This is a genomic window from Bradyrhizobium sp. BTAi1, assembly GCF_000015165.1.
Classification (GTDB): Bacteria; Pseudomonadota; Alphaproteobacteria; order Rhizobiales; family Xanthobacteraceae; genus Bradyrhizobium; species Bradyrhizobium denitrificans.
Map to the genome: position 1 here is coordinate 1,783,151 of NC_009485.1, position 13,051 is coordinate 1,796,201.

Below are 13,051 nucleotides of genomic sequence, written 5' to 3' on the forward strand. Positions count from 1 at the left end.
CCGTCATGACCGGGCTTGTCCCGGCCATCCACGTCGATCAGCGACCCGTAAAGACGAGGATGCTCGGGCCTTCGCCGCGCCGATGCGGCTTCGGCCCGGCCGCCCGCCTCAGTTCGTCTTGGTCACAGGCGCGGTGGCAGGGGCCTGGGCCGGCTCGGCGGCGGCCTGCGGGGTGCGGCCGACGACGGCGGTCAGCAGGCCCTGGCTCCAGAGCTGCTTGGCCGCCTTCTTGGCGTCGTCGAGCGTCACGGCGTTGACGATCTCGCTGCGCTTCTCGATGTAGTCGATCGGCATCTTGTCGAGCTGATATTGCAGCATCGCCTGCGCCAGCTTGGAGGAGGTGTCGAGCGCCAGCATCTGCGAGCCGTTGATGTAGGACTTGGCCTCGTCGAGCTCCTGCTGGGTCGGGCCGTCCTCGGCGATGCGGCGGATCTCCTGTTCGACGGCGGCGATGGTCTCGCCGGCGCGGTCGAAGCGCGTGGCGGTGTTGCCGATGAACAGCGCGGAGTGATCCATCCATAGCAGCGCGTCATAGACGGAGTAGGCGAGACCGCGCTTCTCGCGCACTTCCTTGTAGAGCCGCGACGACAGTCCGCCGCCGCCGAGAACGTGGTTCACCACATAGGCGGCCATGAAGTTCGGGTCGTGCCGGCGGATGCCGGGGCCGCCGAAGGTGATGACGGTCTGCGGCACGTCGAGCGACACGAGCACGCGCTCCGGCGGCTTGGTGGCGACGATGTCGGGCACCGGCGTCAACTGAGCCTTGGCGGGCAGCGCGCCAAAGGTCTGGTCGAGCAGCTTGCCGAGCGTGGCCGGATCGACGTCGCCGACGACCGCGACCTTCAGCGTGTCCTTGGCGAGCACGCGCCGGGTGTAGTCCTTGAGATCGTCGACGGTGATGGTCGGCACGCTCTCCAGCGTGCCGTTGGAGGGGCGGCCATAGGGGTGGTTCGGGAAGGCGAGCTCGAGGAATTTGCGGCCCGCCAGCGCGCTCGGATTGGTCGTCTCGCGGCGCAGGCCGGAGAGCACCTGCGAGCGGATGCGCTCGACGTCGGTGCTGTCGAAATGCGGCGAGGTCAGCGCCGTGCGCAACAGCTCGAACGCCTCGTCCTTGTTGTCGCGCAGCATCCGCAGCGAGCCACGGAAATTGTCGCGCGCGACCTGGAACGAGAGCTCGATGGCGCGGCGGTCGAGCCGCTCGTGGAAGGTCTTGGAATCGAGCTCGCCGGAGCCCTCGTCGAGCAGGTCGGCGACGAGATTGCCGACGCCGGGCTTGCCGGCAGGGTCCTGCGCGGCGCCGCCCTGGAACGCATATTCCATGGCGATCAAGGGCACGGTCGCGTCCTGCACGAACCAGGCTTCGATGCCGCCGGGCGACACCAGGCGCTGGATCTTGGTCGCGGCCTCTGCGGCCGGAGCGATCGTGAGCGCTGCGGCCGCGACGGTGAGGACGCAGGCGAAACGGCGGGCGAAGGTCATTGTGCTGATCACGACCGCTTCTCCTCGCGCTTGGCCGCATTGTCCTTGACCAGATAGCCGGTGACGGATCGCGTCTTCTGCAGCCAGGTCTGCGCCGCGGCGCGCACCTGCTCGGCGGTGACGGCGCGGATGCGGTCCGGCCAGCTTCTGATGTCCTCGATGCTGAGGCCGGTGGTGAGGCCGCCGCCATACCAGCGCGCCATCGTGGCCTGGTTGTCCTGGGCGTAGATCGCCTCCGCGATCAGCTGGGTCTTGACGCGTTCGAGGTCGGAGGCCGGAACCGGGTTCTGCGCGATCTCGGCGATGACGCTGTCGACCACCGCCTCGACCTGGGCGAAATCGACGCCGGGCCGCGGTGCCACCGCGATCGAGAACTGGGTCGGATCGAGCGACGTGCCCTGATAGGACGCGCTGGCATTGATCGCGAGCGGCTTGTCGACGACCAGTGCGCGGTAGAGATAGGAATTGCTGCCGCTGCCCATCAGCTGCGCCAGCACGTCGAGCGCGGCCGACTGGCCGGGGGCGGCTGTCGTGGCCGACGGCACCAGATAGAAGCGGCGCATCGAGGGCTGCTCGACATGCGGATCCGCCAAAGTGACGGTGCGTGGCGCGACCGGCTCCGGCTCCTGCGGCCGCAACCTGCGTGCGGGAATGTCTGCCTGCGACGGGATCTTGGCGAAGGTCTGCTCGACCAGCGGCCGCACTTCCTTGGCGTCGGTGTCGCCCGCGATCACCAGGATCGCGTTGTTGGGCGCGTAGAAGCGGCGATAGAACGCCAGCGCATCCTCGCGGCTGAGCTTCTCGATCTCCGGCTTCCAGCCGATCACCGGCCGGCCATAGGGATGGTTGACGTAGAGTGCCGCCATGATCTGCTCGTTGAGGCGGGCTTCCGGCGAGTTGGCGACGCGCATGTTGTATTCCTCGAGCACGACGTCGCGCTCGGGCAGCACGTTCTCATCCTTCAGCACCAGGCCGGTCATGCGATCGGCCTCGAACTCCATCATCTTCGGCAGCTGATCGCGCGGCACGCGCTGGAAGTAGCCGGTGTAGTCGACCGAGGTGAAGGCGTTCTCATTGCCGCCGATCTTCAGCACGGTCTTGGAGAACTCGCCGGCCGGATGCTTCTCGGTGCCCTTGAACATGAGGTGCTCGAGGAAGTGCGCCAGTCCCGATTTGCCGGGCGTCTCGTCGGCGGAGCCGACCTTGTACCAGATCATCTGCGTGACCACCGGGGTGCGGTGATCCTGGATCACGACGACCTGCAGGCCGTTCGGAAGGGTGAAACTGGCGGGGGGCTCGGAGGCAAACGTCGTTTGCGCCGCAGCGCCGGCCGTGAACGCGAGCAGAGAGACGAGCGCGGCAGCGACGGGGATGAACCGGTGCGAGGACATCATGATCCTTCTGAAGGCCCGAGAGGGGCGATCGGGTTTGAGCGCAGCATGCTACACCGCGCGGGACGGAGCCCGGCGTCACAAAGCGGCGATGCATGGTGCTGCCGCAAGACATTAAATTTCGCTAACGCCGGCACTGCCGGCGGTTCCGGAGACCTTGGGTCGGCGGACGGAATTACCGTTCCTTGCCGGTCATGATGTCCATCTGCTTGGCACCCAGCGGCTCCTGCGGACCGGTGCCGTAGGCATAGCTCGGCGATGGCGTCTGGTAGCCGGGCGGCGGCTGGGTCAGGCTTTCGCGCTGCGGCTCGCTGGTGAACGGCTTCGCCTCGCTGTCATTGCCCTTGAACATGCCGAACAGGCCGCCCTTGAAGCCGAGCTGCGACGGGCTCAGCATCGGATTGTTGGTGACGCCCGGCTGGACCGGCTCGGTCTGCTTGGCGGACGCGGTGCGTCCGGCGCGCATCTCGGCGGGCGTCAGCGGACGCGCCGACGCGACGGGATCCTTGTTTTCCTTCTTGCGCGCAGCCGCGGCGGCACGACGGCGCTGCTCATCCGGGTCCTTCGGCCAGTTCGGCGCCGTGGCCTGTGCCGCGGCCGCCGCCGGGGGCGGCAGATCGAGCTTGGGCGGAACCACCAGCGGCGAACGCTCGCGGTAGTCGATCGTCGGCGTCTCCATGTTGGTGCCGCCGATCCCGCGCATCAGATTGTCGATGATCTTCTCTTCGAAGGTCTTGTCGTCTTCGTCGTCGTCCTGGGCGCGCGCGGTGCCGGCGGCCATCATGAGGCCGATTCCGAGCGCCACGGCGGACAGCCGCAGAGCGCGAATGGCCGTGCTGGTCACGATCCGGCCGCTGACTTCGGTCTTGCGCATGGCTTTCCCTGTCCTCGCTTGTCCAGTGCTCGTGATCAGACGAACCAACCGTGACCCCGACACTCGCGGACCCTCCGCAAGCGGGTCGTCCGGTCATCCGCCGATCCCGAAAACGTGAAGAACCTCAGGCTCTTGAGCCCAGATCGGCAGGACCGGTATCGACCCCGATCAGGGCGCTTTTGCGGCGGGGCCGCCGAAGAAGGAGTCATACAGCAGGCCCGCCACCCCGGCAACGATCGCCACGTCGGCCAGATTGAAGATGTACCAGTTGTACACGGTGCCGCCGATCTCGACATGGAACAGCGCAAAATCCACCACCGCGCCATAGGCGAGCCGGTCGATGCCATTGCCGATGGCGCCGCCGATGATCATGCCGAGCGCCGCCGTGGCGAGCTTGGTTTCCGACCGCGCCATCCAGATCGCCAGCGCCACCACAGCGACGGCCTTCACCGCCATCAGCCCATATTGCGCGAGCGCGCCCTCGTTCTGCAGCCAGCCGAAGGAGATGCCGATGTTCCAGGCGAGATAGAGGTCGAAGAACGGTGTGACCTTCACGGTGCCGCGGTTCGGCAGGTCGAACACATAGAGCAGCCACAGCTTGGAGGCCTGGTCGATGACCAGCGTGGCGAGGCCGGCGAGCAGGCCGAGGCGGAGGCGGGGGGTCATTGGACGAAAAGTGCTCCGCAGACGACGGTGCGCTCCCTCGCCCCGTTCTTACGGGGAGAGGGTTGGGGGGAGGGGCGGACGCACGGGGAGTGTCCGCGGTGAGACCTGTACCCCCTCACCCGGATTGCATCTGGCGATCCAATCCGACCTCTCCCCGCAGGCGGAGAGAAGTTAGAGCGGAGCGCGTCGCGCCATCCGTCCAAGCCAGGTAAGGGTCTGTGATTCACTAGACACTCACCCCGAGCGCCTTCCATTCGCGCAGCGCCTGCGCGTCACGCGGCGAGACGTCGGGATACTCTGCGTCCTCGCCGACGCTTTCCAGGATCTTCCAGGAGCGGGCGCATTTGCGGCCGACGGCCTTCTCGACGATGACGGCAACGCCCGGCACCGCATCGAGCCGGAACGCCTCCGCCGGTGCTTCGCCCTCGCGCACCTCATAGTTCGAGGTGATGCAGATCTCGGCCAGATCCGTGTCGAACAAGGTGCCGAGCAGCGCGCGATCGGCGACATAGATGATCGGCGAGGCTTCCAGCGAGGAGCCGATGGTCTTGGCCGCGCGGGCGAGCTCCAGCGCGCCGGTGACGACGCGCCTGACGTTGCGGATGGTCTCCCATTTCGCGGCCAGCGCCTCGTCGCGATAGCCATCCATCGTTTCTGGGAACAGCGTCAGATGCACCGACGGTGCGGCGTCGGGCCGGTACATCCGCCACGCTTCGTCGGTGGTGAAGGACAACACCGGCGCCAGCCATTTCAGGATCGCGTCGCAGATCAGGTCGATCGCGGTGAGCGCGGCCTTGCGCGCCACCGAGGACGGCGGGTCGCAATACAGCGTGTCCTTGCGGATGTCGAAATAGAACGCCGACAGCTCGGTGTTCATGAACGCCGCGAGCGAGGCGATCACGGTCTTGTAGTCGAACGCGGCATAGGCGCGGCGGATGACCTCGGCCTGCTCGGACAATTGATGCAGCATCAGCCGTTCCAGTTCCGGCATGTCGGCGAACGCCACCGCCTCGCTGCGCTTGTAGTGATGCAGCGTGCCGAGCATCCAGCGGATCGAGTTGCGCAGCTTGCGATAGGTCTCGATGGTGTTCTTCAGGATCTCCGGGCCGATGCGCTGGTCGTCGGCATAGTCGGTCGCGCAGACCCACAGGCGCAGGATGTCGGCGCCGGAATCCTTGATCACCTTCTGCGGCTCGACGGTGTTGCCGAGCGACTTCGACATCTTCCGGCCGTTCTCGTCGAGGGTGAAGCCGTGCGTCAGCACCACATCGTACGGCGCCCGGCCGCGGGTGCCGCAGCTCTCGAGCAGCGAGGAGTGGAACCAGCCGCGATGCTGGTCCGAGCCTTCAAGATACATCACCGTATCCTGGCCGCCATCGACCTTGCGCTTGATGCCGGCGAGGCCGGGGAAATGCACGGGGTCTTCGAGCACGAAGGCATGGGTCGAACCGGAATCGAACCAGACGTCGCAGATGTCGTCGACCTTCTTCCAGTCCTCATTGGCCCGCGAGCCGAGGAAGCGCTCGCGCGCGCCGTCGGCGTACCAGGCATCGGCGCCTTCCTTCTCGAAGGCGTCCGCGATGCGGGTGTTCACCGTCTCGTCCTGCAGGATCTCGGCGGAGCCGTCGCCCTTTTCGCGCACGAACACCGCGATCGGCACGCCCCAGGCGCGCTGGCGCGAGATCACCCAGTCCGGCCGGTTGGCGATCATGCCGTTGATGCGGTTCTGGCCGGCCGCCGGCACCCATTGCGTGACCGAGATCGCGCGCAGCGCGCGGGCACGCAGGGTGTCGCCGGACTTCGCCTGACCGTCATCAGCGATGTCCTTGTCCATCGCGATGAACCATTGCGGCGTGTTGCGGAAGATCACCGGCTTCTTGGAGCGCCAGGAGTGCGGGTATTGATGCTTGAGCCGGCCGCGCGCCAGCAGCATGCCCGCCTCGGTCAACGCCTTGATGACGGCCTCGTTGGCGTCGCCCTTCTCGCCCTTGTCGTTGATGACGCGTTTTCCGGTGAAGCCCGGGGCGTGATCGGTCAGCGCGCCGTTCTCGTCGACAGTGTAGGGGATGGTGGTCGCGATGCCTCGGCCTTCCAGCTCGCGGCCATGCGCCATCCAGACGTCAAAGTCCTCGCGGCCGTGGCCGGGCGCAGTGTGGACGAAGCCGGTGCCGGTGTCGTCGGTGACGTGGTCGCCGGGCAGGAATGGCACGACGAAATTATAGCCGCCGGCGAGACCCCTGAACGGATGCGCGCATTCGACGGCATCCAGCGTGTCGCCGGGGATGTCGCGCAGTCTGTTGTAGCTCGTGACGCGCGCCTGCTTGAACACGCCCTCCGCGAGCGCGTCGGCGAGGATCAGCTTGTCGCCGGTCCTGGCCCAATTGTCCGCAGGCGCGTCGGTGACCTCGTAAAGGCCATAGGCGATCTTGGGCGAGAACGAGATGGCGCGGTTGCCGGGCAGGGTCCAGGGCGTGGTGGTCCAGATCACCACCGAAGCGCCGGCGAGCGCGCCATGGGCCGGCGAGGTCACCGGAAACTTCACCCACACCGTGTCGGACTGATAATCCTCGTATTCGACCTCGGCCTCGGCCAGCGCCGTCTTCTCGACCACGCTCCACATCACAGGCTTGGAGCCGCGATACAGCGTGCCGTTGGCGGCGAACTTCATCAGCTCGCGCGCGATCTGCGCCTCGGCCGGATAGGTCATGGTGGCGTAGGGATGGTCCCAGTCGCCAATGACGCCGAGACGCTTGAACTCCTCGCGCTGCACGTTGAGCCAATGCTCGGCATAGGCGCGGCATTCCTTGCGGAACGCGACCATGGCGGCGGAGTCGCGGAAGTCGGGCTTGGTCTTGCCCTTCTTGCGGTAGTTCTCCTCCTCGATCTTCCATTCGATCGGCAGGCCGTGACAGTCCCAGCCCGGCACATAGTTGGAATCGTGGCCGAGCATCTGCTGGCTCTTGGTCACGACGTCCTTGAGGATCTTGTTGAGTGCGTGCCCGATATGGATGTTGCCATTGGCGTAGGGCGGGCCGTCATGCAGCACGAATTTCGGCCGCCCCTGGGCGGTCTCGCGCAGCTTGCCGTAGAGGTCGATGTCACTCCAGTATTTCAGGATCTCCGGCTCGCGCTGCGGCAGGCCGGCGCGCATCGGGAATTCCGTCTGCGGCAGATAGAGGGTTTTCGAGTAATCGGCGGCGTCGGACTTTTGCGGCTTCTCGGACATCGTGATCTGGCTTGATGAGCTCAAAGAGGGGGCGCGGAGGCGCGATCTGGGATCGCGGGCGGCGGAACGAGCAGAGACATCCCGGTCTTGCGCCGAGCTCGAAAAGCTCAGGCGGAAGCCGGGCCGCTAATGCCGATGATGCGCCGTATCAACATGGGGCTTTCTCATAGCAGCCGGACGGCGAAATCGCAAAGTGATCGTGCGCCGCCGGGCAGCCGGGCCTATTCGATCTCGCCGAGCCGGGGGAAGAGGCCTGCATTCGCCTGAAGCAGGGCGCGGGCCTTGGCACTGTCGTCGTCCATCTGCCGGATCAGGGCCTCGATCGAGCTGAATTTCGCCTCCTCGCGGATGAAGCCGATGAAAGCGATATCCAGGACCTCGCCATAGAGGCTGTCCTTGAAGTCGAACAGGAAGGTCTCGAGCAGCGGCGCGCCATTGTCGAAGGTCGGCCGGCGGCCGAAATTGGCGACGCCGTCGATCAGCACCCGGTTCGCACCGCGGCCGCGGCCAACCCGGACGGCATAGATGCCGTGGCGCAGGCCGCAATCGCGGTCGAGCCGCATATTGGCGGTGGGGTAGCCGAGATCGCGGCCGCGCTTCTCGCCATGGATGACCTCCGAGGTCACGAACCAGGGGCCGCCGAGCATCGCGGTGGCCTCGGCGACCTGGCCCTCGGCCAGCGCCTCGCGGATCGCGGTCGAAGAGACCGGCCGCTCGTCGATGTCGACATGGGGCTGCACGTCCACCTCGATGCCCAGTTTGGGGGCCTCGCTGGCGAGCAGAGTGGGCGAGCCGACGCGGCCCTTGCCGAAATGAAAGTCGTAGCCGACCGCGATCCCGGCGACGCCGAGGCGGCCGATCAGTTCATGGTGAATGAAATCCTGCGCCGAGGTCTGGGCACGGCCCTTGTCGAAGGTCATGACGACGGCGCCCTGCAGCCCGGTTCCGGCCAACAGCCGCAGCTTGGCGCGTTCGTCGGTGAGTCGGAATTGCGGTGTGTTGGGGCTGAAGAAGCGCCGTGGATGCGGCTCGAAGGTCAGGGCCAGCGCCGGACGGCCGTGACTCTTGCCCATTTCGACCGCCGCCTCGATCACGGCCCGGTGGCCGAGATGGACGCCGTCGAAATTTCCCATCGCCACCACCGCGCCTTTGATGATGTCGGCCGGCGGGGTGGTGTCGCGGATGATCGTGAAAGCAGCCATGTGACGGAAATATCTCGTGGATTCGCGAAGCCGCCGATCGGCGGAGGTCGACCTGGACCGTGGGCGGCCGGCCTGCCGAAGTCAAGCCGAAGGGGGCCCCGGGCGCATGCAGCGCAGCAAAGCCGACATGCGAACGGGGTGCAGTTAACGCGCTGTTTAACGGCTGGTGCTACTCCTGAACCCGGATGGCGGAGGTCGTTCGAGACCTGAGCCGAAAAGATCGTTTTGGTAACAGTCTGCGCGTTGTGTTCGCGTTGGGGGAGTCAAGATGGCGGTTGATTTGACGATGCCGGTGCTCGTCGTCGACGATTACAGCACCATGATCCGTATCATCAGGAATCTTCTGAAACAGATTGGGTTCGAGGACATCGACGACGCCAGCGACGGCTCGATGGCGCTCAACAAGATGCGCGCCAAGAAGTATGGCCTCGTGATCTCGGACTGGAACATGGAGCCGATGACCGGCTACGACCTGCTCCGCGAGGTGCGCGCCGATCCCAACCTGGCGACCACCCCGTTCATCATGATCACGGCGGAATCCAAGACCGAGAACGTGATCGCGGCCAAGAAGGCCGGCGTGAACAATTACATCGTCAAGCCGTTCAACGCGGCGACCCTGAAGACCAAGATCGACGCCGTGTTCCCGGACATGGCCACGGCCTGAGCGCCGGTCGAATCCTGCGATCCCAGCATGAAAAGCGCCCGGCCTGACAGCCGGGCGTTTTTCATTGTTACCACTTCAATTCCCGCATCAGGGCGCGCGGCGGATGGCCGAACAGCTCCTTGACCGAGGCCGGATCGAGCTGATCGACGCCGGCGAACTCCTCGGAATGAATGCCGCGGGTCACGAACAGGCAGTCGATGCCGAAAGCATGCGCGCCGGCGAGGTCGGTGCGGACGGAATCGCCGATCGCGAGCACCTCCTCGCGCGCGACCGGCCGGCCGGCATGCTGCTCGGCGAGCCGCATGGCGCGTTCGTAGATCGGCCGGTGCGGCTTGCCGTAGAAGATCACCTCGCCGCCGAGTTCGCGGTAGAGTTCGGCGATGGCGCCGGCGCAGTAGATCAGGCGGTCGCCGCGTTCGACCACGATGTCCGGATTGGCGCAGATCAGCGGCAGCTTGCGCTCCAGCGCGCGAAGCAGCATCGGCCGGTAATCCTCGGCGGTCTCGGTCTCGTCGTCGTAGAGGCCGGTGCAGATGATGTAGTCGGCCTCGTCCTGCGGCGACAGGGTCACCTCGAGGCCGCGATGGATCGAGTTGTCGCGCTCGGGGCCGAGCCAGAACACCTTGCCGCCGGGATGGTCCGCCACGTAATGGCGGGTCAGGTCGCCGGAGGAGACGATGGCGCTGTAGACCTCGTCGGCCACGCCGAGCTTGCGCAGCTGCCGCTGCACGGAATCGGCCGGCCGCGGCGCATTGGTGATCAGGATCACCGTACCGCCCTCGCGCCTGAAGCAATGCAACGCCTCGCAGGCCTCGGGAAAGGATTCCAGCCCGTTATGGACCACGCCCCAGATGTCGCTCAGCACGACCTGCTTGCGGCCGACCAGGTCGCGCAGCCGCTCTTCGAAGTGCAGCGACGTCATGGCAGCAGGCGCGGCTCAGGCCGGTCCGGCGATGCGACGCGCCAGTGCAGCATTGCCGACGCTTCGCGGTGAGGCGCTGGTGGTTGACGCGTCGGAGGAATGAGGGCCGGCGGCATTGGGATCCTGAATCTTGATGTCCTGCCCGCCTCCAGGGGAGGCCGCAGCGGCCACGCCGGTAGCAGATGAACCCTCGGGCCGCAATGGCCGCGGCGGGGCGAACAGGAAGCCCTGGCCGAACCGGACGTCGTAGTCGAGCAGGTCGATGACGCTGCGCTCGCCCTCGATCCGCTCGGCGATCAGGTCGATGCCGAAGCGGCCCAGCAGGTCGGAGAGGTCGGTCGGGTGGATGTCGGACACCGAGCCCTGCTTGGGATCGAGCAGCAGCGCCGCCGGCACCTTGATGAAGCGGATGCCGCGGTCGGCGAGCTCGCGCGGCTCGAACCGCAATTCGGTGACGTGGTCCATCGAGAAACGATAGCCGCGCTGGGCGAGCGCCGCGAGATGCTCGGTCTCGGTCGGGCCGAGGTTGCGCAACGTCGCCTGCTTGAATTCGAGCACGAAGGACGGCGCCAGCGCGCGGTTGGCTTCCAGGAAATCCAGGCACTGTGAGAAGTTGGCGGGGCTGCTCAGGGTGGCCGACGAGACGTTGCAGAAGATCCCGACCTCCTTGTTGCGCACCATCAGCCGGCGCAGCACCTGCACGCAGCGGAGCATCACCATGTGGTCGATGCGCCCCACCAGGCCGGCCGCCTCCGCGATGCCGATGAAGTCGTCGGCGGCAAGCACCTGGTCGCGCTCGTCGCGCAGCCGTGTCACCGCTTCGTAGAATCGCACCTTGCGTTGTGGCAGCGTCACCAGCGGCTGCAGATAAATGTCGAGACGGTTGTCGTCGAGCGCAGCCTTTACGGCGGCGAGCATCTGCGGCTGGCTGCGCGGGGCGGCGGGGGCTGCGGCAGCGGCCGGGGGCGCGTTGGTCGCGACAGGCGAGGGGCTCGGCTGCGACGGGACCGGCTTCGCAGGCGTCAGGCCGGCGGGAGGCGTGACGCGCATGCTGGGCTCGGCCGGCTTCACCTCGGGCGCGGTCGCGGGGGCGATTTTGGGCTCCACGACTGGAGTCGAAGCCGGTGCGGCCGCAGCAGGACGCACGGGTTCCGCCGAAGCAGACGGTGTCGGTGCCGATGCTGCTGGCTGGGCCTGAGAGGGGATCGCGGCGATCAGATCCTCGTGCTGTGCGACCGTGACGGCGAGCTGCTTCATCAGGCCGCCGAGCTCGTTGATCTCGCTGATCACGCCCTGCAGGCGGTCGGTGCTGACCGAATTCGACGACACCACGCGCCCTTCGACCGCGGACAGGCGGCGACCGAACTCGGCGACTTGGCGCGCGAGATCGGCGGTGCCGCGCGACAGATCAGCAATCTGGCTGCCGACGTCGGAGCGGTCGCGCAGCCGCATCGACACGGCGTTGTAGAGGATGAGGAAGGTCAGCGCGGCGAGTGCGACGATCGCAGATTCCGAGCCACTCATACCGGCCACCGAATACAGGATCAGGCCGAGCGAAGCCGCGACCAGAACCATGCAGATGGCGATGAAAATCGTGGAAATCCGGATCATGCTGCGCGACGCTCCCAACCGAATACAACCCTAGCACTTCTGTTGATTCGCGAGGATAGCTGGCAGGATTCAAATACCGGGAGAGACAGATGATTTCCCCAGGGCGTGTCATTTACGCAAAATCACGCCGCAAGGTGAAGTGTCATCGTAGTGACGCGTCCCGTAGAACAACGGAGTACGGGCCAGCGTCGCTGGACATGGTGAACATTCATGAGAGGCGGAAGTCGATCGGCCGCGTTCCACGCGACGAAATCGGCGATTTTGTTTCTGGATCATTTCTGACGCGCTGACGCGGACCGATCGGCGCCTCCGCGAAGGTGTCCGCATGCTGGTGCACATGTCACCCTCGTCAAGTTGATCAGCTCAGATGATCCAGTCATGGTTCGACCCTCATCGAACCAAGCGTTCCCCTCAGCGTCACGCGTTGCGGTGCTGACGCCTTCGCAGGGCGGCCACGCCGAGCAGCAGCGCTGCAACGGCGACTCCGACTGGCAGGTTGACGCGGCCGAGTGCGCCACCAAGACCGCCGCCGTGGTTCGAAGACGTCGCCGAGGGTGCGAGCGGGATGGTGTCGGGGTCGATCTCGTCGGCGTCGGGCTGGCGCGACGTCGGCGAGGCGATCGCCACGCGCAGCCGGCTGCCGAGGGACGGATAATGCGGGGCCGGGCTGCGCAACTTGACGGCTGCGATCACGGCAAAGATCACCGCCAGCGCGACCAGGATGCCGCCGACCACCGCGAATGCGGTGAACAGGCCGTAGGTCATTTCCACCCAACGGAACAGCGCCGTCAGGCCGACGATGCAGGCCGCGATCAGGAAGAGGCCTGCGGTCGCGAACAGCCCGGCAGCCACGACGTAGGAAGTCACCGTGCCCGTGGCCTGCCGCGCGCGGTCGCGCATGTAGGATTGCGTGGCGCGTTTGACGCGGTTCAGCCGCTGCTCCAGCCCCAGCTGCAAGAGTTCGCCTGGCGGTGCGAGCATGCGCGTCCTCCGAAGGTTCGTTTGCCGCGCGCGAA

10 protein-coding genes are annotated in these 13,051 nt (G+C 66.3%); 1 reads left to right on the plus strand and 9 read right to left on the minus strand.

The features are described from left to right. Positions 1-108: 108 nt before the first annotated feature. The 6 genes from BBTA_RS07945 to BBTA_RS07970 all read right to left on the minus strand — a co-directional run bounded on the left by BBTA_RS07945 (position 109) and on the right by BBTA_RS07970 (position 8,838). Entirely contained in the window at positions 109-1,479 is a 1,371-nt protein-coding gene (locus BBTA_RS07945; protein ID WP_371260205.1) for a M16 family metallopeptidase, read from the minus strand. Between the two features lie 8 nt (positions 1,480-1,487). Next, positions 1,488-2,873, minus strand: coding sequence for a pitrilysin family protein (locus BBTA_RS07950; RefSeq protein ID WP_012041952.1), 1,386 nt, complete (start codon positions 2,871-2,873; stop codon positions 1,488-1,490). Positions 2,874-3,045: 172 nt separating this feature from the next. Beyond that, positions 3,046-3,744: a hypothetical protein gene (locus BBTA_RS07955; RefSeq protein WP_041750465.1), complete on the minus strand. Its 699-nt coding sequence runs from the start codon at positions 3,742-3,744 to the stop codon at positions 3,046-3,048. Between the two features lie 168 nt (positions 3,745-3,912). Beyond that, positions 3,913-4,410, minus strand: a complete 498-nt coding sequence (gene lspA / locus BBTA_RS07960) for a signal peptidase II (protein WP_012041954.1) — start codon at positions 4,408-4,410, stop codon at positions 3,913-3,915. A 226-nt stretch (positions 4,411-4,636) separates the two neighbouring features. Continuing rightward, entirely contained in the window at positions 4,637-7,636 is a 3,000-nt protein-coding gene (gene ileS, locus BBTA_RS07965; RefSeq protein WP_012041955.1) for an isoleucine--tRNA ligase, read from the minus strand. Between the two features lie 221 nt (positions 7,637-7,857). Beyond that, positions 7,858-8,838: a bifunctional riboflavin kinase/FAD synthetase gene (locus BBTA_RS07970; protein ID WP_012041956.1), complete on the minus strand. Its 981-nt coding sequence runs from the start codon at positions 8,836-8,838 to the stop codon at positions 7,858-7,860. Between the two features lie 268 nt (positions 8,839-9,106). Between BBTA_RS07970 and BBTA_RS07975 the strand changes: the two genes are divergently transcribed. Further along, positions 9,107-9,502, plus strand: a complete 396-nt coding sequence (locus BBTA_RS07975; RefSeq protein WP_006613531.1) for a response regulator — start codon at positions 9,107-9,109, stop codon at positions 9,500-9,502. Between the two features lie 67 nt (positions 9,503-9,569). Here BBTA_RS07975 and BBTA_RS07980 read toward each other — a convergent pair whose 3' ends face one another. From BBTA_RS07980 to BBTA_RS07990, 3 genes are all read right to left on the minus strand, one after another. Next, positions 9,570-10,424 carry a TIGR01459 family HAD-type hydrolase gene (locus BBTA_RS07980; RefSeq protein ID WP_012041958.1) on the minus strand — a complete coding sequence of 285 codons (855 nt, stop codon included), beginning with the start codon at positions 10,422-10,424 and terminating at the stop codon, positions 9,570-9,572. Positions 10,425-10,439: 15 nt separating this feature from the next. Further along, positions 10,440-12,035, minus strand: a complete 1,596-nt coding sequence (locus BBTA_RS07985; protein WP_012041959.1) for an EAL domain-containing protein — start codon at positions 12,033-12,035, stop codon at positions 10,440-10,442. Positions 12,036-12,452: 417 nt separating this feature from the next. Further along, complete coding sequence (locus BBTA_RS07990; protein WP_041750466.1) at positions 12,453-13,016, minus strand: phage holin family protein; 564 nt, start codon at positions 13,014-13,016, stop codon at positions 12,453-12,455. Positions 13,017-13,051 lie beyond the last annotated feature (35 nt).